Origin of the sequence: Streptomyces sp. NPDC047515 (assembly GCF_040643055.1) — a bacterium.
GTDB lineage: Bacteria > Actinomycetota > Actinomycetes > Streptomycetales > Streptomycetaceae > Streptomyces.
This window is the reverse complement of record NZ_JBEYTM010000045.1, coordinates 1-17782: the sequence shown is the minus strand read 5'-3', so window position 1 is coordinate 17782 and position 17782 is coordinate 1. Positions and strand designations below refer to the sequence as shown.

The following is a 17782-nucleotide window of genomic DNA, read 5'->3' as shown; positions in this document are numbered from 1 at the left end:
ATGACCACCGAGCTGAGCCCCGCCGCCCTGACGGAGCCCCTTGAGCGGGCCCGCCAGGACTACCGGGACCTCGCGGGACTCGGACTCTCGCTCGACCTCACCCGGGGCAAGCCCGCGCCGGAACAGCTCGATCTCTCCGACGACCTGCTGAGCCTGCCCGGCGGGCCGCACACCTCCGCCGACGGCACGGACGTACGCAACTACGGCGGGCTGCAGGGGCTGCCCGAGCTCCGGGAGATCTTCGCCGGGGTGCTTCAGGTACCGGCCGGGCAACTGCTCGCGGCCGGGAACTCCAGCCTCGAACTGATGCATGACTGCCTGGTGCACGCCCTGCTGAGCGTGCTGCCGGGTGCGGAGTCGCGGTGGGTGGAGCAGGAGCGGATCACGTTCCTGTGCCCGGTGCCCGGCTACGACCGGCACTTCGCGCTGTGCGAGCGGTTCGGGATCGACATGATCCCGGTGCCGATGACGGCCGAGGGCCCGGACATGGATGCCGTGGAACGGCTCGTCGCCGAGAACCCCGCGATCAAGGGCATCTGGTGCGTACCGAAGTACAGCAACCCGGACGGCGTCTGTTACAGCGACGAGACCGTGGCACGTCTCGCCTCGATGAGCACCGCGGCTCCCGACTTCCGAATATTCTGGGACAACGCCTACGCCGCACATCACCTCACCGACGAGCCCGTCGAGATCGCCGATCTGCTCGCCGCCTGCACCGGCGCCGGGAACCCGGACCGGGCCTTCGTGTTCGGCTCCACCTCGAAGATCACGGCGGCGGGCGCGGGCGTCGCCTTCGTCGGCTCGTCGCCCGCGAATGTGCAGTGGCTGCTCGGCAACAACGCCAAGCGGTCGATCGGCCCCGACAAGATCAACCAGCTGCGGCACGTCCTGTTCCTGCGGGACGCCGACGGGGTGCGGGCCCACATGGAGCGCCAGCGGGCCCTGCTGCAGCCCAAGTTCGAGGCGGTGGCACGGATCCTGGAGACCGAGCTCGGCGGGACGGGACTCGCGACCTGGACCTCACCCAAGGGCGGGTACTTCGTGACCCTCCAGGTGCCGGACGGCTGCGCCGAGGAGGTCGTCCGCCGCGCCGCCGAGGCGGGCATCGTGCTGACCCCGGCCGGCGCCACCCACCCGTACGGTGACGACCCGCGCGACGCGGTCATCCGGATCGCCCCCAGTTACCCGGGCCTCGCGGAGCTGGAGCAGGCGATCGAGGGACTCGCCGTCTGCGTCCGTCTCGTGGGGTACGAGCAGCGGGCGCGCTGAGCCACCGCGCCCGGACGATCCGGTCAGGACGCCGATGAGGATCCGAACCGGGCCGTCGCGACGGATTCCCCCGTGCGCGCGCCGACCGGCGCCCGGCCGAGGCCCGTGGGAACGGGTCCCGGCCGGGCGCTTCCAGCCCTTACGACCTCGCCCGCGATTGTCAGCGGCGTCGCGGCGTTCGCCCAGACCTCGTCGCCGGCACCGCCGGCCGCGTCGGCGATGCGGGTGCCCTCCTCGGCGAGCTCCAGGGCGGCGCGCTCGGCGTCGGTGAACAGCGTGGCCTCCCGCCAGGCCGCGACCAGATGGAGACGCACCGAGGTCTCCCCGGCGTGCGCGGCGTCCTTGGTGTGCATGTCGACGCAGTAGGCGCAGCCATTGATCTGACTGGCGCGGAGCAGCACGAGTTCCCGCGTCGAGTCCGGCAGCGTCGAGTCCGCAATCACCTTGCCCGCCGCGACGATGTGCTTCAGGGCCTTGCCCGTGACGGGGTTGCCGAAGAGGTTCAAGCGAGCATTCATGGTGCACTCCTTGCCGTTGTTGGCGGTTACAGCTCTCTGACGGAAACCGCACCCACGATGTGCCACGAAGCCGTCAGGGCAGCCGCCCGGCCCCTCATAGGCCGCTCGCGCCCCCTCCGCCCCGGCCCCACGCGACCACACACACCCATAGGACCGCCCTCCGGTCCGCCCGGTGATCCGCACGACTGCGGGTGATCGAAAAAGCCTCTGGATCCGGACGAGCGGGTTCGTTATGGTCTCCAACAAGACGGTACGGTCCGTCTTGTTGCCTGTGACACCGTCGTGAAGCACGGCGTTCTTCGTGGACGAAGGAGTGGGTATCTGTGCCGAGTGCCAGGGTTTGGTTCATCACCGGTGCTTCCCGTGGCCTGGGACGCGCGTTCGCCGAGGCGGCCCTGGCCGCCGGGGAGCGGGTCGTGGCCGCCGCCCGCAGCGTCGAGCCGCTCGCCGGGTCGGCCGAGAAGTACCCGGACGATCTCGTACGGCTCTCTCTGGACGTCTCCGACCGCCGGGCCGTGTTCGAGGCGGTGGAACAGTCGGTGGCGGCTTTCGGCCGACTCGATGTCGTGGTCAACAACGCGGGCGGTCTGCTGTACGGCATGGTGGAGGAGGCCACGGAGGAGCAGATCCGAGATCACCTCGACGTCAACTTCTTCGGTGCGGTGTGGGTGTCGCAGGCCGTGATCCCGCACCTGCGTGCGCAGGGTTGCGGGCGCGTCCTGCAAGATCACGTCGATGGGCACCGGCGGCGGCATGGCCTCCGTCGGGTTCTACGGGGCGGGCAAGGCCGCGCTCGACTCGGTCAGCGAGGCGCTGGCGATGGAGGTCGAGCAGTTCGGGATCGAGGTCACGGTCGTCCAGATGGGCGGCTACGCCACGGAGCTGTTCACGGCGGGCACGACAACGACGGCACTCGACCCGGCCTACGACACGCTGCGCGCCCGGCTGGCCGAGATGTGGGGCGACGACGCCGGTCCGGATCCGAGCACGGCGGCACCCGCGATCATGGAGCTGGCCACGCTGCCGGACCCTCCTCGGCGCCTGATTCTCGGCGGCCGGTCGTTCGACCTCGTCCAGGAGATGAGCCGGGCGCGCGCGGAGCAGTACCGGGAATGGGAATCCCTCAGCCGCATGGCACCGGGCTGACCCCGCGGGGCGGGGAGCCCGGCCCCGCCGAGCCCGCCGCCCGGGGTTCGCCACGAGGCGGCCGGGCGGCCGCTCCGCACCGGCGGGCAAACCTCCCGCACGGCGCGAGCGCGCGCGCCGTCAAGGCGTTCCCCGTTCTTTCCCGTTCGGGTGATGTGCGGCGTGTCGGGAGGATCTCGGAGCGCTCTGGGCAGCCTCCAGGCGACCGATCCTGAGAGGGGAAGCAGTGGGGCTGTCACGCGCGTACGGGCACGCCATCAGCGAGGGGCCGACACCGGCCGATGCGGCGGGGGCGCCCGCCCTGCCGTATCCGAGCGGCTGGGCCGCACTGGCCTTCTCCGACGAGCTACGGCCGGGCACCGTGCTCACCCGGCCGTTGGCGGGGCAGGACGTGGTGCTCTACCGGCTCGGTACGGGGGCGGTCCGCGCCATCCGCCCGTACTGTCCGCACCTCGGCGCCCATCTCGGTCTGGCGAAGGTCGACGGCGACGATCTGGTCTGCCCCTTCCACTTCTTCGCGTTCGGCCCCGATGGCGCGTGCGTGCGGACGGGATACGACACGAAGCCGCCGAAGTCGCCTCTGACGCACCTGCCGGTGCACGAGGTCAACGGCGCCGTCTTCGTCTGGCGGCACCACGACGGCCGGGCACCGGACTGGTTCATTCCCGACTGGCACGAGGTGGGTCACCGTCCGGCCCGCAGTGCCGCCTGGGAGCTGGCCGGCAATGTCCAGGAAGTCATCGAGAACTCGGTGGACCTCGGGCACTTCGCCACCCTGCACGGCTGGGCGAAGGCCGAGATCGGCGGACCTGTGGTCTACGACGATGCCGCGTTCCACGTGTCCATGCGGGCCCACGAGTCGGCGCCCCTTCTGGGCGACTTCGTCGTCGAGGTGGAGGTGGACGGATACGGCCTCGGTTGCCTGCACGCCGATGTGCACACGCCTCGGATCGGGCTGCGGATGTGCACGATGGTGCTGCCGACGGCGATCGCGCCCAACCGGATGCAGTTCCGGCAGAGGAACCGCATCGCGTTCACGGAGCCGGCCCGGCTGCCGGCCCCGCTCGCGCGGGCGGTGAGCCGGACCGCCGCGCGACTGCTCGACCGCGCGGTCTTCCGGTCCAGTTGCGAGTTCACCGCCGCCGACTTCCCGATCTGGAACCACAAGCAGTACCGGCAGCCGCCCCGGCTCGCTCCGGGCGACGGCCCGATCGGCCCGTTCCGACGCTGGGCCCGGCGGTTCTATCCGCCGCCGGGAGAGCACGGGGGACACGGCTCGACCACGGCGGGCGAGGTCGGCCGGTCCGGCGCCGCGACGGAGCCGACGCGGCGTGAATCCTCCGGGGTCACCACGTCGGGACCCGAGCACGGCTGAGCCCCGCACGGTGTCGGCATCGTCGCCGGGTACCCCGAACTGCGGCTGTCGCCCCACCCGTTCGGGAGCACCACGCCGTGCGGGAAGCGGCGGCGGTCGGCGTCTCCCCGCAATGCACTCGACGCGGTGGCCCGGGAGGTTCTTCGCGAGGCGGGCGCCGGCTCGCCGTTCCTCAACTACCGGCCGCATTTCGCCCCGACCCCGTTCCCCGCGGTCATCTGCGCGTCGGTCAACGACGCGATCGTGCGCGGCATCCCGACCGATCAACGGCTGCGCGACGGCGATCTGGTGAGCATCGACGCGGGCGCGACGCCCGGCGGTGGGCGGGCGATTCGGCGATCGGATTGCCGGAACGCCCGAATGCTTCCAGTGCGCTGACGCCCCTCCGCCTTGCGATGCACCGCATCCGACGCCGCACGCTGATCCACCAGGGATTACGGGACAGCACTCAGTTGTTCTGAAGGAACTGCTTGGCCAGGGCCTCACCGGCGGTGACGGCGGCACTGTGGCTCTCGATCGGTGACACCTTGGAGTTCTTGAAGAGGATGTAGGTGACGCCGGAATCGGCGCCGCCGGTCTCCGGGTCGGGGTCGATACCGAGCGCCTTGGCGGTGGCGTACGAGGCTTCGCCGATGATCTTGCTGGGGCCGGTGTCGCCGACGACGGCGTACTCGACCTTGTTGTTGTAGACGACGGCGACGACGCCACCGCCCTTGATCCCCGCGCTGCTGTAGTTCCAGATGCTGCTGCTGCTCGGCACGACGACGTACGGCAGCTTCTCGGCGCTCAGCGGCTTGTCGTCGGAGGCGTGGAACGCGGTGTCGTCCTGGAACCACGGGTCGGTGTTCGCGTTGCAGGCGGTGGTGATCCGGCCGTCGCAGTCGATGTCCATGTCGGCCTTCCAGAACACGGCACCGTTCTTGCCGCAGACCGGTATGGTCGCCGACGTCTCCTCGTCCGTACGGTACTTGCCGTTGGAGATCTGCGAACACGAGGTGACCTTGGCCAGCAGATCGGCCGCGCTGACGGAGCCCTCCTTGATTCCGGCCCCGGCCCGGTCGGCGGTGCCGGAATCCGCCCGGGGCGCGGCTGCGGATGCGGTGCCCGGGACCGGACTGGCCTCGGCGGCGGGGGTCAGCGTGGCGGCCGCGAGCAGGGCCGCGCCGGAAGCGGCGGCGAGGGCGAGCGTTCGAGTACGCACAGTGGGGGTGCCCTTCTATTAGGAAGCTTTCCTTACCGACGCGGCAAAGATGACTCCTGAGTCATGCTCCCGTCAAGACCGCGGGGCCGGCTCTCCGTGTGACACCCACGAAGAACCGGCCCCGCACAGACCCCTATTGACGAACCGTCAGGGACGGCCGCTCGGATTCACGACCATGGCCGAACCTCCACCGCGGCGCACCTTCTCCGCAGCCGCCAGCCACCGTCCGTCCGGCAACCGCTGCACACCCGTCGCCGCCCCGATCTCGGGGTTCAGCTTGAAGACATGGCCCAGCGCCTCCAGTTGTCCCCGTACCGGGCTGTTCCACAGCCCCGGTTCGAGCTCCGTCGTCGCCGAGTTGCGCTGACTGGCACGCGGCGCCGCGATGGCGTCGACCAGCGGCAGCCCTCGGTCGACCGTGCCGATGAGCGACTGCAGCACGGTCGTGATGATGGTGGCACCGCCCGGCGACCCCAGGGCCAGCACCGGCTCCCCGTGCTTCAGCACGATCGTCGGCGAGATGGACGAACGCGGACGCTTGCCCGGACCGGGCAGATTCGGGTCGTGGACCGCCGGGTCGGCGGGCGCGAACGAGAAGTCCGTCAGCTCGTTGTTGAGCAGGAAGCCACGCCCCGGCACGGTGATCCCGCTGCCGCCCGTCTGCTCGATCGTCAGGGTGTACGCGACGACGTTGCCCCACTTGTCGGCCGTCGTCAGATGGGTGGTGTTCTCCCCCTCGTACGTCGTCGGGGCGGCCTTGCCGCCGGCCTTGCAGTCGGCCGGCCGGCGGGGGTCTCCCGGTGCCAGCGGGCTGGTCAGCACCGCGTCATCCTTGATCAGACACTCGCGCGAGTCGGCGAACCTCTGGCTGAGCAGCCCCTGCGTCGGTACGTCCTCGAAGGCCGGGTCGCCGACCCACCGCCCCCGGTCGGCGAACGCGATCCGGCTCGCCTCGATGTAGCGGTGCAGATACCGCGCCTCGCTCGCCTTCGAAAGGTCCGTGGACTCAAGGATGTTGAGCGCCTCGCCGACGCTCGTACCGCCGGACGAGGAGGGTGCCATGCCGTACACGTCGAGGCCCCGGTAGCCGACCTTCGTCGGAGCCCGCCGCAGCGCCCGGTAGGACCGCAGGTCCTTGGCCGTGAGGTCACCGGGACGTACGACCCGGGTGGCCCCCGGGTCCACCGGCGGATTGCGCACGGTCCGTACGACGTCCTCGGCCAGCTTGCCCCGGTACAGCTCGTCGACGCCCTTGCGGCCCACCTGCTCGTACGTGCGCGCCAGATCGGGATTCTTGAAGACGGAGCCGACCACCGGCAGTTGGCCGCCCGGCAGGAAGAGCTTCCTGGTCGCCGGGAAGTCGGCGAACCTGGCCTGATTGCCCTCGGTCTGCGAGCGGAACGTGCTGTCGACGACGAAGCCGTCCCTGGCGAGCCGCTCGGCCGGCTTCAGCACCTGCCGCAGCGACTTGCTGCCCCAGGTGTCGAGCGCGGTGTCCCAGGTGGCCGGGGTGCCGGGGGTGCCCACGCTCAGTCCGCTGGTGACGGCGGCGTCGAAGGCGATCGGCTTGCCGTTCTCCAGGAAGAGCGAGGAGTCCGCGCTGCGCGGTGCGGTCTCCCGACCGTCGACCGTCTCCACGGTGTGCTTCCTGGCGTCGTAGTAGACGAAGTAGCCACCACCGCCGAGACCCGCCGAGTAGGGCTCGGTCACACCGAGCGCGGCCGCGGTCGCCACCGCGGCGTCCACCGCGTTGCCGCCCTTGCGCAGCACCTCGATGCCCGCGGCCGACGCATCCGCGTCGACGCTGGCGACCGCCCCTCCGTACCCCACCGCCACAGGCGACTTGGGGGGTGGCGCGGTCGGTGGCGCGGACGACGACGGGGCCGCTGCCCCGACCGTGACAACAGCGGCGAGAACAGCCGACAACGACACACTCCGCGCGACGGAACGTCGCATGCACACCTCCAGTGAAGGATTGTTCGTCGCAGAGTAACGCCGCCCAGGCCGCTCCGTCAGGACCGCGGTGAACCCTGGCCCGTGTGCCCGCTAACATGCCCGCCCATGACTGACGACGTACGCAACATCGTGCTGGGCGTGATAGCCGCCGGTATCAGCGCCGCGCTGGGCTGGATCGCCCGCACCTGTCTCTGGCGCCGAAAGCTCCACCGCAAGCAGGCGTTCTTCGGACTGCCGCGCAACTCCGAGTGCCTGCTCGTCGTCAACCGCGACGCGGGCGGCGACGGCGCCGTCCACCGCCACGACGTCTTCGCCCTGCTCGAACTCTCCGCACTGATCAAGGATTGTTCGGCACACGCGCAGATCCTGTCCCACGACGTCGCGCAGCAGGGTTTCGGCGAGCGCACCGAATTCTGTGTCGGCGGACCGGGATCCAACCGGCGGATGGCCGCCCATCTGCATTCGCTGCTGCCCGGTGTGAAGGTGAACACCGATCCGGAGCCCGGCCCCGACCGGGCCGCCTTCCAGATCGGTTCGGAGCGCTACCGGGTGGAGAAGGGTGTCGTCGAATATGTGCTGCTGGCGCGGCTGACAGTCAGTCAGGATGCCCGTCCGGTCTTTCTGTTCTGCGGGCAGCGGGCGATCACCAACCAGGCGGCCTCCCGCTATCTGGCCCGCAACTACGAGAAGCTGGCCCGCAAGCACGGCAACAACACCTTCTGTCTGCTGCTGAAGGTGGTCAACTCGCAGGCGTACGGCCCCGATGTGGTGGAACTCGTCGCCGATGTGACACGGGCCGCGCAGACTCCCGTGCCGGCGCCGCGCAATTCGCACCGGGCGACGGGCTGACCCCCGCCCCGCGGACCGGGCGGGGGTCAGACGGAGCAGTGGGTCGGTCCGATGACGCCGTCGGTGCCGATCACCTTCACCGCCCCGCGCCGGTCGCCGGTGCGGGTCTGGGCGACCGTGCAGATCAGCTGCTGCCGGGCGACCTCGGAGAATTCCGTGACGGCGGTGTTCACCCGGACGCTCACCCCGTCCGGTCCCCGAGTCAGGCCCCACACTGGGCTGATGTGCGGCAGCTCCGAACGCAGACCCACCGCGGCCTCGGCCTTGGTGGGCCCGCCGAAGAGCATGGCGACCGCTGTGCCGGAGTCACGCCATTCATGCACCGCGCCCCCGGCGTCGGCGTCGCCTTGCGCCGTCAGGTCGACCTGCCGCACGACGGGCATCAGCCGGCCCGCGGACACGAAGTAGAGCAGCGTGCCCTCCGGGCCGCCCGGCGCCACGTCCACCGTCGCCGGGTCGCCGACCTCGACGACATCCGTCGCCTGTATCCCGCATCCGGCCACCGGCAGCACGAGGGGCAGCAGGAGGCCGAGGGCGCGGACGCCTCTCACCGCCCCTCCAGCGGGAGTTCCACGGTGAGGACCGCGCCGCCCCCGGGCTCGTCGGCCGCGTGCACGGTGCCGCCGTGCAGCCGTACGTTCTCCTGGGTGATCGCCAGACCGAGCCCACTGCCCGCCGAACGGGTGCGGGCCGCGTCGGCCTTGTAGAACCGGTCGAAGATGTGCGGAAGCACTGCCGGGTCGATGCCGGGCCCGCTGTCCGCGACTTCGGTCACCAGCCAGGAGGCCGCGCCCCGCGATTCGATCCGCAGCCGTACGGTGACGGGCCGCGCACCGTGCCGCAGGGCGTTGCCCACGAGGTTGGCGACGACGACGTCGAACCGACGCGGGTCGAGCACCGCCCTCACTCCGTCGGGCAGTTCGGTGTCCACCCTGTCCTCCCAGTGCCTGCTCTGCAGGGTCTTGCGGATCGTCTCGGCGACATCGACCTCGTCGAGATGGAGATCCGCCGCCTTCGCGTCGAAGCGGGAGATCTCCATCAGATCCTCGACGAGGGTGGCGAGCTTCCCCGTCTCGGCACTGATCAATCGGACGGCCGCCGCGGTGTCGGTGTTCAGCTGGGCGGCGTCCTCGTCGAGCACCTCGGTGACGGCGAGCATACCGGCGAGCGGGGTGCGCAGTTCGTGCGAGACGTCCGAGGCGAAGCGTCTGGCCCGCGCCTCCGCCCGCCGGAGTTCCTCCACCGACTCCTGGAGCTTGGTCGAGGACTCGTTGAACGTCCAGGCGAGTCCGGCGAGTTCGTCGGAACCCTTGACCTCGATGCGGGTGTCGAGTTCACCCCGGCCGATGCCCGCCGCGGCCCGCCGCAGATCGCGCACCGGGCGCAGCACGCTGCGGGCGGCGAGCAGGGCGGGCGCCAGCGCGATCAGGAGTGCGGGCAGGGCACCGTCGCGGGCCGCGGTGACCATGGCCTTGACATTGGCCTCCTCGGTCGTGAGCGGTATCACCGCGTAGAGGACGAGCCCGGTGGGCTGGCGTCCGTCGCCATGGTCGAAGACCGCGGGCATCCCGACGGTCAGCCAGGGCTTGCCGTCCTTGACGACCCGTTGGAAGGAGCCGCGTGCGTTGCCACGGACGGCCTCGCGCAGTGCGGGGGTGATCACGTTGGAGGTGGGCCGGTCCGACGAGGAGACCCGGATCTTCCCGTACTCGGCGAAGACGCGCGTCTGCGGCCGGCCCTCCCTGGCGAGGTGCTGGCAGTTCCGCCGCAGTTGCTCCTCGCCCACGGGCAACGTCACGGCCAGCGCACCGATCCGGTCGCGGAACTGGTCGACGGCCGTGTCCTGGGCCTGCTGGAGGATGGCGGAGCGGGCCTCGCGGTAGGTCAGGGTCGCGGTGGTGATGGCGCTGATCGCCGCGACCAGAAGGAAGGCGGCTATGAGGCGGGTCCGCAGTCCGAACCGGGCGGCGAAGAGCTTCACGCGAGCGGCCCGAAGCGGTAGCCGAAACCGCGGACGGTCTGGATGTAGCGCGGGCTGCCCGCCACGTCCTCGATCTTCTGTCTCAGCCGCCGCACGCAGGCGTCGACCAGCCGGGCGTCCCCGTGGTAGCTGTGCTCCCAGACGCATTCGAGGAGCTGCTGCCGGCTGAACACCTGCTCGGGCGAGGCCGAGAGATGGAGCAGCAGCTTCAGTTCGGAGGGTGCCAGGAGGAGCCGCTCCCCCGCCTTGGCGACCGAGAGCCCGGTGCGGTCGACAGCCAGTTCGCCGTGGTGTTCGAGGCCGCTGCGCCCCGCGGGCTCGGCGAGCCTGCGCAGTACGGCACGGATCCTGGCCTCGATCACCTCGGTGCGGGCGGGTTTGACGATGTAGTCGTCGGCCCCGGCCTCCAGACCGACGACCACGTCGAAGTCGTCGCCGCGCGCCGTGAGCATGATGATCGGGAGCTGGCTGGTCTCCCGGACCCGGCGGCAGACCTGGACCCCGTTCATTCCGGGGAGCATCAGGTCGAGGAGCACCAGATCGGGCCGGAACTCTCCCAGCGCGGCCAGCCCCGCCTCACCGGTCTCGACGGCCCGCAGTTCATGGCCGCGCCGCCGCAGCCCCAGCTCGACCCCTTCCCGTGCGGAGGGGTCGTCTTCGATCAGCAACACGCGAGGCATGGCAGCAGTATCCCAGCGATCAAGGAGTGAATTCGAACCGGTGAGCGAGCCTTGCGCCCGGCGGATCAGGCCCGCCGCAGCCGCCTGCGGCCCGCCGCGATCAGGGCGCTGATCTCCCGCAGCCGGAGCGGCCGGGCCAGCAGCGCGACCGTGAGCAGGAGCACGGCAGTCCCCGCCCCCACCGCCGCGAAGTCGCCGAATCCCTCGCAGGCGCGAGCGGCCAGGTATCCCAGCAGCCCGGCGGGCACACTCGCCACCACCAGCCGCAGTTGCGCCCACAGGCCGGCCGAGCGCAGCAGCGAGGGCCGGGCGGCGGAGCTGCCGCAGACCCTGCGGTGCAGCACGTACGCGGTGACGCCGAAGCCGGCGAACAGTGCCACCGAGTACGCCCCGGCCATTCCGGTCACGGCCCAGCGGACCGGCAGCAGCAGATACGCGACAACACAGAATCCGGCGTTGAGCGCCGCGATGACCAGATTGAGGAGGAACGGCGTGCGGGTGTCGCTCATCGCGTAGAACGCGCGGGAGAGCACGTACTGCCCGGAGTAGGCGATCAGCCCCGGCGCGAACGCCATCATCATCCCCGCCATGGCCGTGATGTCCGCGGCGCCGGTGCGCCCGTATCCGTACACGGCCCCCATCACCCACGGCGCCAGCGCGAACAGCACGGCCACGGCGGGCACCACGACCGCGGCCGAGGTGCGCAACGCGTACGAGACATCGCGCCGCACACCCGTCAGGTCGTCGTCGGCCGCCGACCGGCTCATCCGGGGCATCAGCGCCGTGACGAGGGAGACGGTCACGATGCCGTGCGGCACCACCCACAGCTGATAGGCGTAGCTGTACGCGGTGTAGCCGACGCCGCCCGACACATGCTGTTCCACGGCTTGCTGACCGGTGGCGGTGGAGAGCCGGGTGACCACCCAGTAGGCGATCTGGTTGGTCAGCACGAGCATGACGAGCCACCCGGCCGCGCGCAGCGGCCGGGTGAGACCGCTGCCCCGCCAGTCGAACCTTGGTCGCCAACGGAACTTCGCGGCGCGCAGCGCGGGCACCAGGGCGAGCGTCTGCACCGCGATCCCGACGGTGGTTCCCCAGCCGAGCCATTGGGCCTGCGCCGAGGTCAACGTACCGTCGGAGCCGGCCGCGACGCCGAGGTAGATCCCGAACACCGCGATGATCACCACGTTGTTGAGGACGGGAGTCCACATCATCGCGCCGAACCGGTCGCGGGCGTTGAGTACTTGGCCGAGCAGTGTGAACAGTCCGTAGAAGAGGATCTGCGGCAGGCAGTATCGGGCCAGGGCGATGGTGAGATCGGCCTGTTCGCCGTGGTAGTCGGGGGCGTAGACCGAGACGATCCACGGTGCGCCGACGACAGTGAGCGCGGTGAGGGCGAGGAGCCCGATCGTGCAGAGGGTGAGCAGCCGGTCGGTGTACGCGGCTCCGCCGTCGGCATGGTTCTTGGCGGCCCGCACCAGCTCCGGGACGAAGACGGCGTTGAGCGCGCCACCGATGAGCAGCGTGTAGAGGATGTTGGGCACGGTGTTGGCGACGGTGTACCCGTCGGCCTGGAGTCCGGTGCCGAGCGCGGCGACGACGACCGCCGAGCGTACGAAGCCGGTCGCCCGGGAGACGACGGAGCCGGACGCCATGACGGCGCCGCTGCGCAGCACCGAGCCGGACCCTCGTTCCGCGGCCTTGGAGGCCGCCTCGGTGGCCGTCATCGGCGGGCCAGGTATACCTGGAACGCACGGTACAAGGTGTTGTTGGCGGCTCCGCCCACCGATGTCTCCCACTCTCCGAGGGTCTCGACGACCTGGCCTCCGGTGCCGAGCTTCCAACGGAGCAGGCCGAAGGGGCGGTCGTCGGGGTCAAGGGTGGAGGGTACCCCGCGCATGTCGTGTACATCGGCACCGAGCCCATGGGCGTCGAGCATCATCTTCCACTGCAGCGCATTGCTGGGACGGACCTCTCGGCGGTGGTCGGCGGAGGCACCGGTCTGATACCAGACGCGCCGTCCAGTGCTGATCATGGTGTGGGCGGCCAGGATCTCGTCCTGGTGGACGGCGAGGTAGAGCCTCATCCGGCCGGGCTGCTCGGCGTTGAGTACGGCGTACTGCCGCTGGTAGTACGCGAGGGAGCGGCCGAGCCGGAAGCCGTCGCGCTCCTCGGTGATCCTCAGCAGCCGGTGGAATTCCGGGAGTTCGGCCTCGCTGCCGATGACGGTCCGCACCCCGGCCTGCTGTGCCTTGCGGACGTTGCGGCGCCATTCCTGGTTGAGTCCCGACCACAGTTCGTCGGGGGTCCGCCCGGCGAGCGGGACCCGGAAGACGTAGCGCGGCTGCGCGTCGGCGTCCTCGCCCCCGTCGCCGCCGCAGCGGCGCCAGCCGCGGGCCCGGAGCCGTTCGGCGACGGCCGTGCCGAGCGGGTCCACCTCGGTGGCGAGCACGTCGCCGATCCTCCGGCCGGGGCCGGTGGCCGCCTTGAGGCGGGCGGTGTCCCAACGGCGGTACGCGGGTGAGGGGCCGATCCGTACGGCGAAGGCACCCGCCTTGCGCAGGTGGGCCACGAGCGGCCGCAGCCAGCGGTCGATGTCGGGGTCGGCCCAGTCGACCACCGGGCCCTCGGGCAGATAGGCGAAGTACTTGCGGGTTCCGGGGAATTGCCGGTAGAGCACCAGAGCGGCTCCGGCCAGTTCGCCGAGGTCACTGTGCCAGCCGACCGATTCCGACGTCCACTGGTCCTTCACTCCGGCCCAGGACGGATACTGCAGAAAGCTCGCCTCCGTGCGGGTGGCGACGAATGCCCGGTGCTCGGCGGCGGTCAGGCCGCGTATCCGTAGCTCCTGGTCGCGGCTGCGGTTCCCGGTCGCGAGCAGTGCTGACATGTTCGTGGCCCTCCCTGGTGCGCCCCGCTGTCGGCTCCGCGGGGCTGCACAGGATGCTCACAGCGGTCCGTGACGGAGCCGAGCGGCGTATGTGACCGGACGATGACCGTTCTGCTGCGGCCCATGTCACACAGAGGATTTCCTGGTTTTCGGCCGATTTGTGGAACCTATCTTCGGTTGCAACGCCTCTTCATCAATGAGAAGCAATGCCTTGGAGGTTTTCCGTTGTTCTCCGCACGCCGGCGCATACGCCGTACCGCCCCGCTCGTCCGCCCGGTCCGGCTCACCCTGATCGCCGGCACCACGGTGCTCGGTGCCACGCTCACCGCCTGCTCCGGCGCCTCCGCGTCGGACTCGGGAAAGGGGGCGACCGGGGTCGCACCGGCGCACGACACCAGCATCGCGGTGAACTTGACGGGCGCCGAGGCCGCCCCCGGCCGACCGGTGACGGTGACGCTCGGCGCCGGAAAACTGAAGACGGTCACGGTGAACGCGACCGGGGGCGACGCGCTCACCGGCCGGATATCCACCGACGGCAGGACCTGGACGTCGGACCGGCCGGCCGCGCCCGGCACCACGTACAGCGTCGAGGCGAAGGACACCGAGGGCGGCAGCGACAAGGCCGGCTTCACCACCGCGGCAGCCAAAAAGGTCAACAAACTGACGCTGGCTCCCGGCAAGAACACCACGGTCGGCATCGCCCAGCCGCTGTCGATCGTCTTCGACAACCCGGTCAAGGACAGGGCCGCGGTGGAGAAGGCCCTGAAGGTCTCCACCTCGAACAACACCGAGGGCTCCTGGGGCTGGCTGCAGGACTACTCCGGCAAGGACCGCGTCGACTGGCGGCCCAAGGAGTACTGGAAGTCCGGTACGAAGGTCACGCTCGACGCCGACCTCAACGGCATCGACTCGGGCCCGTCCGGCGGCTGGTTCGTCCGCGACTACAGGACCACCTTCGCGATCGGCGCCGACCAGGTGGTCAAGGTCGACCTCGACCGTCACCGGCTGGCGCTGAAGCGGGACGGAAAGACCGTCATGGACGTGCCCATGTCGGCGGGCACGCCGGGCGGCGAGAAGGCGTCCTGGCGCGGCACGGCCGTGCTGATGGCCAAGGAGGGCACGATCAACATGCGCTCCGAGACGGTGGGCCTGGGCGACGCCTACGACAAGATGGTCGACTCGTCGATGCGGCTGACCTGGTCGGGGATGTACGCCCACGCGGCACCGTGGAACGCCGCCTACTTCGGTGTGGCCAACCACAGTTCGGGCTGTGTCGGCATGAGTGACGCCAACGCCGCTTCGCTGTACCAGCAGGTGCGGGTCGGCGACCCGTTCGAGATCACCGGCGCCGACGCCAAGGGCACGGTCGCGGAGGGCAACGGATACGGGGCGTGGAACGTGGCCTGGAGCGACTGGCAGGCGAAGAGCGCGCTGAAGTGAGTTGCGGCGCCGGCAAACTGGCGGCCTGCCAGATGTATGGCGATCCGAATCTGCTGCCCGCACCCGATGAACACGGGCGCGGGCAGCAGGTGGATGGCCGGGCAGCCCCCCTGTCAGGGGAGAGCGCCCGGCCGGGCCGGATGGTTACCGGATGTCGTAGGCGCGGGTGATGGTCTGGGTGACCGCGTTGCCGTTGGCGTCGGTGAGGGTGGCCTTCGTCGTGACCTGCTTGCCGGCGGCGCCGGTGTGGTCGAGGACGGCCGTCCACTTGCCGTCCTTCTGCTGGGTCGGCGCCTGGGTCCAGGTGCTGCCGCCGTCGTAGGAGTAGGACAGCGAGGCCGCCGTGATCGCGCCCGGGGTGTACCCGGCATGGCCCTCGGCCGACAGGCCGACCTTGATGCCGCTCTGCGCCGGCAGGGTGTTCATGCCGTCCACCGGCACGTCGTACACCGGGAAGAGGATCGGCAGGCCGCGCGAGTAGACGTCCGGCTCCCGGTGGGAGCGGAAGCTCCACGTGGTGGCGACAGCGGTGGAGCGCAGCCAGTTCCGGTCCGAGGTGTCGATCTTCTCCAGGTACTGGGTGAGCTCGTACGCGGAGTCCTCGTCCGGCACGCTGAACACGTCGTACGGGTAGGCGCTGGTGGCGATCTGCTGACCGTTGCGCTTCAGTACCAGTTTGCCGAGGTCGCCGAACGACCCGCCGTAGGACCAGTGGTCGCCGGAGCCGTCGACCCAGAGCGCGGTCTGGATGCCGATCAGGTCGCCCTGCCGCTCGGCGGCCAGCGCCGGCTTGCCGTCGGCGTCGCGTGCGGCGGCCGGCCGCAGGGGGCCGCCGTACCACTCCTCGGCGCTCCGCTGTCCGGCCCGGTAGATGCGGTCGTGGTCGCCCAGGAACGCGGCGAACGGGAAGCTGGTCATCGCGCTGTGGAACCAGGCTTCGTCACCGGTCGTGTAGTAGGCGGTGCGGGTGGCGGGCACGTGGACCTGGCCGAACGGGCTCACGGAAACGTAGGCGTTGCTGCTCCAGGAGGGACGGACGAACATCGCGTCGATGTAGTCGGCCTCCTTGCCCATGGCGTGCCACGTTTCGCTGACCTGGGCCAGCTTGGAGTCCTTGGGCTTGTAGACCTGGTCGGAGTGCAGCGGACCCTGGGTCGGGAACGACAGGTTGTAGACGTAGGGCGAGCCGTTCTCGGAGCCGCTCGCGCGCCAGGTGGGCCGGAACTCGAAGGTGCCGTTCTCGGCACGACCGTCGATGTCCGCGTAGAACTTCTGGATGGTGCTGCCAGCCATGAGCGATCCGGATATCTGCCAGGTGTCGTCCCACGTGCGGGCGTAGCTGAACGTGGTGTTGTCCACCGTCGAGGGCCGGTCGGTGTGCAGGCTCAGCCGGTGGGCCTTGCGGGCGTCGAGGACGACGGTGGTGTCATGAGTGATCCGCAGCTGCGGCTTCGCCAGGTAGCTGACCGATTCGGGCGCGTTGTCCGTGCCGTAGCTCCCCACGAAGCTGCTGAGGGCATAGTCACCCGGGCGCACGCGGTACGTCTGGTCGGTCGCACCCGAGTTGCTGCGGCGTTCGCCCTTGTCGGTGTCGAGGCTGACCAGGTCCAGGGAGGAGGGGCCGGTCGCGGGCTTGCCGTTGCGGTCGATGGCCTTGACCCGGAGCGTGACCGTCTCCGGCTGGACGTAGAGGGTGACGGGCACGGAGACGTGCACATCGCCGCCGGTGGCCAGGATCCGGCCGGTGACCGCACCGTACTGGCCGGCCTTCAGACGGGCGGTGGGGTCGATCCGCAGCGGCACCTGAGCGGTGGCCCCCGCGGGGACCCTCACCTTGCCCTCCTCCAGCTTGACGATGCCGGAGTTGACGTCGCTGCCGTCGTTGCCGTGCACACCGCTGACCTTCAGGCTCAGGGTGAGGTCGCTGCCGCTGGTGTTGGTGAAGGGCACCTGCACGGTGGTGCGGTCCGAGGCGTCCTGCGGCCAGTTGTAGCTGCCGGCCTGGACGGCGGGCGCGGAGAGCACCTTCTGGTTCACCGCGGCGAACACGTCGAGGACGCCACCGCCGGTCTGGTCGGCGCCGGCGACCTTGCCGCCGGTGCGGGCGGAGGAGACCAGGGCGGCCTTGATCTGCTGCGCGGTCCACTCCGGGTGGGCCTGGCGGACGACGGCCGCGGCGCCCGCGACATGCGGGGTGGCCATGGAGGTGCCGGACATCGTCTGGTAGGCGTAGATGCCGCGGCCGCCCGCGTTGGCCGCCGAGATGTCGACGCCGGGGGCGGCGATCTCGGGCTTGAGGGTGTGGGTGACGGCCACGGGACCGCGGCTGGAGAACGGCGCGGTGGTGTCGTCGCGGTCGACGGCCCCCACGGTCAGCACGCTGGGCACGCAGCCGGGGGAGGAGACGGTCTCGGTGCCCGGACCGGCGTTGCCGGCGGCGACGACGAACAGGGTGTGCTTGTTCTGCGAGAGCTGCT

At 70.5% G+C, this 17782-nt stretch carries 14 protein-coding genes and 2 pseudogenes; 7 read left to right on the top strand and 9 right to left on the bottom strand.

The window, feature by feature from the left end; all coding sequences use genetic code 11:
- On the top strand, positions 1 to 1269 hold the full coding sequence (locus ABZ826_RS29130; protein ID WP_361454611.1) for an aminotransferase class I/II-fold pyridoxal phosphate-dependent enzyme: 1269 nt from the start codon (positions 1 to 3) through the stop codon (positions 1267 to 1269).
- A gap of 23 nt (positions 1270 to 1292) precedes the next feature.
- On the opposite strand, the gene ABZ826_RS29125 is transcribed toward ABZ826_RS29130, so the two are convergent.
- Positions 1293 to 1787, bottom strand: a complete 495-nt coding sequence (locus ABZ826_RS29125; RefSeq protein ID WP_361454608.1) for a carboxymuconolactone decarboxylase family protein — start codon at positions 1785 to 1787, stop codon at positions 1293 to 1295.
- Between the two features lie 323 nt (positions 1788 to 2110).
- Between ABZ826_RS29125 and ABZ826_RS29120 the strand changes: the two are divergent.
- From ABZ826_RS29120 to ABZ826_RS29105, 4 genes and pseudogenes are all read left to right on the top strand, one after another.
- Positions 2111 to 2449, top strand: a pseudogene (locus tag ABZ826_RS29120) (SDR family NAD(P)-dependent oxidoreductase); the annotation flags it as partial.
- Positions 2450 to 2522: 73 nt separating this feature from the next.
- Positions 2523 to 2933: an SDR family NAD(P)-dependent oxidoreductase gene (locus ABZ826_RS29115; protein ID WP_361454605.1), complete on the top strand. Its 411-nt coding sequence runs from the start codon at positions 2523 to 2525 to the stop codon at positions 2931 to 2933.
- Between the two features lie 226 nt (positions 2934 to 3159).
- Positions 3160 to 4308, top strand: a complete 1149-nt coding sequence (locus ABZ826_RS29110; RefSeq protein WP_361454602.1) for a Rieske 2Fe-2S domain-containing protein — start codon at positions 3160 to 3162, stop codon at positions 4306 to 4308.
- A gap of 74 nt (positions 4309 to 4382) precedes the next feature.
- A pseudogene (locus ABZ826_RS29105) lies at positions 4383 to 4646 on the top strand (M24 family metallopeptidase); the annotation flags it as partial.
- 110 nt (positions 4647 to 4756) lie between these two features.
- Here ABZ826_RS29105 and ABZ826_RS29100 read toward each other — a convergent pair.
- Positions 4757 to 5509, bottom strand: coding sequence for a glycoside hydrolase family 75 protein (locus ABZ826_RS29100; RefSeq protein ID WP_361454599.1), 753 nt, complete (start codon positions 5507 to 5509; stop codon positions 4757 to 4759).
- A 147-nt stretch (positions 5510 to 5656) separates the two neighbouring features.
- Entirely contained in the window at positions 5657 to 7465 is a 1809-nt protein-coding gene (gene ggt / locus ABZ826_RS29095; protein ID WP_361454596.1) for a gamma-glutamyltransferase, read from the bottom strand.
- A gap of 105 nt (positions 7466 to 7570) precedes the next feature.
- Here ggt and ABZ826_RS29090 point away from each other — a divergent pair, with 105 nt between their 5' ends.
- Positions 7571 to 8314 carry a hypothetical protein gene (locus tag ABZ826_RS29090; RefSeq protein WP_361454593.1) on the top strand — a complete coding sequence of 248 codons (744 nt, stop codon included), beginning with the start codon at positions 7571 to 7573 and terminating at the stop codon, positions 8312 to 8314.
- 26 nt (positions 8315 to 8340) lie between these two features.
- Here ABZ826_RS29090 and ABZ826_RS29085 read toward each other — a convergent pair whose 3' ends face one another.
- The 5 genes from ABZ826_RS29085 to ABZ826_RS29065 form a co-directional block, all read right to left on the bottom strand.
- Positions 8341 to 8865, bottom strand: coding sequence for a hypothetical protein (locus tag ABZ826_RS29085; RefSeq protein WP_361454590.1), 525 nt, complete (start codon positions 8863 to 8865; stop codon positions 8341 to 8343).
- Positions 8862 to 10295 (bottom strand): HAMP domain-containing sensor histidine kinase, encoded by a 1434-nt coding sequence (locus ABZ826_RS29080; protein WP_361454587.1) that lies wholly within the window; start codon positions 10293 to 10295, stop codon positions 8862 to 8864. The genes ABZ826_RS29085 and ABZ826_RS29080 overlap by 4 nt, the downstream gene beginning before the upstream one ends.
- Positions 10292 to 10975 (bottom strand): response regulator transcription factor, encoded by a 684-nt coding sequence (locus ABZ826_RS29075; protein ID WP_361454584.1) that lies wholly within the window; start codon positions 10973 to 10975, stop codon positions 10292 to 10294. The genes ABZ826_RS29080 and ABZ826_RS29075 overlap by 4 nt, the downstream gene beginning before the upstream one ends.
- Before the next feature lie 65 nt (positions 10976 to 11040).
- Positions 11041 to 12702, bottom strand: a complete 1662-nt coding sequence (gene murJ / locus ABZ826_RS29070) for a murein biosynthesis integral membrane protein MurJ (protein WP_361454581.1) — start codon at positions 12700 to 12702, stop codon at positions 11041 to 11043.
- The gene (locus ABZ826_RS29065; RefSeq protein WP_361454578.1) at positions 12699 to 13865 is read right to left on the bottom strand and encodes a peptidoglycan bridge formation glycyltransferase FemA/FemB family protein; all 1167 of its coding nucleotides are present in this window, start codon (positions 13863 to 13865) and stop codon (positions 12699 to 12701) included. The genes murJ and ABZ826_RS29065 overlap by 4 nt, the downstream gene beginning before the upstream one ends.
- 225 nt (positions 13866 to 14090) lie before the next feature.
- Here ABZ826_RS29065 and ABZ826_RS29060 point away from each other — a divergent pair, with 225 nt between their 5' ends.
- Positions 14091 to 15305 (top strand): Ig-like domain-containing protein, encoded by a 1215-nt coding sequence (locus ABZ826_RS29060; RefSeq protein ID WP_361454575.1) that lies wholly within the window; start codon positions 14091 to 14093, stop codon positions 15303 to 15305.
- 144 nt (positions 15306 to 15449) lie between these two features.
- Here ABZ826_RS29060 and ABZ826_RS29055 read toward each other — a convergent pair.
- A partial coding sequence (locus ABZ826_RS29055) for a S8 family serine peptidase (RefSeq protein ID WP_361454572.1) occupies positions 15450 to 17782 on the bottom strand: 2333 nt, incomplete at its 5' end.

Bases quoted from the DNA above. Each gene is read 5' to 3' on its own strand.
- ABZ826_RS29090 (WP_361454593.1), top strand. From the start codon at position 7,571: ATGACTGACGACGTACGCAACATCGTGCTGGGCGTGATAGCCGCCGGT.
- ABZ826_RS29115 (WP_361454605.1), top strand. From the start codon at position 2,523: ATGGGCACCGGCGGCGGCATGGCCTCCGTCGGGTTCTACGGGGCGGGC.
- ABZ826_RS29130 (WP_361454611.1), top strand. From the start codon at position 1: ATGACCACCGAGCTGAGCCCCGCCGCCCTGACGGAGCCCCTTGAGCGG.
- ABZ826_RS29075 (WP_361454584.1), bottom strand. From the start codon at position 10,975: ATGCCTCGCGTGTTGCTGATCGAAGACGACCCCTCCGCACGGGAAGGG.
- ggt (WP_361454596.1), bottom strand. From the start codon at position 7,465: ATGCGACGTTCCGTCGCGCGGAGTGTGTCGTTGTCGGCTGTTCTCGCC.
- ABZ826_RS29065 (WP_361454578.1), bottom strand. From the start codon at position 13,865: ATGTCAGCACTGCTCGCGACCGGGAACCGCAGCCGCGACCAGGAGCTA.
- ABZ826_RS29125 (WP_361454608.1), bottom strand. From the start codon at position 1,787: ATGAATGCTCGCTTGAACCTCTTCGGCAACCCCGTCACGGGCAAGGCC.
- murJ (WP_361454581.1), bottom strand. From the start codon at position 12,702: ATGACGGCCACCGAGGCGGCCTCCAAGGCCGCGGAACGAGGGTCCGGC.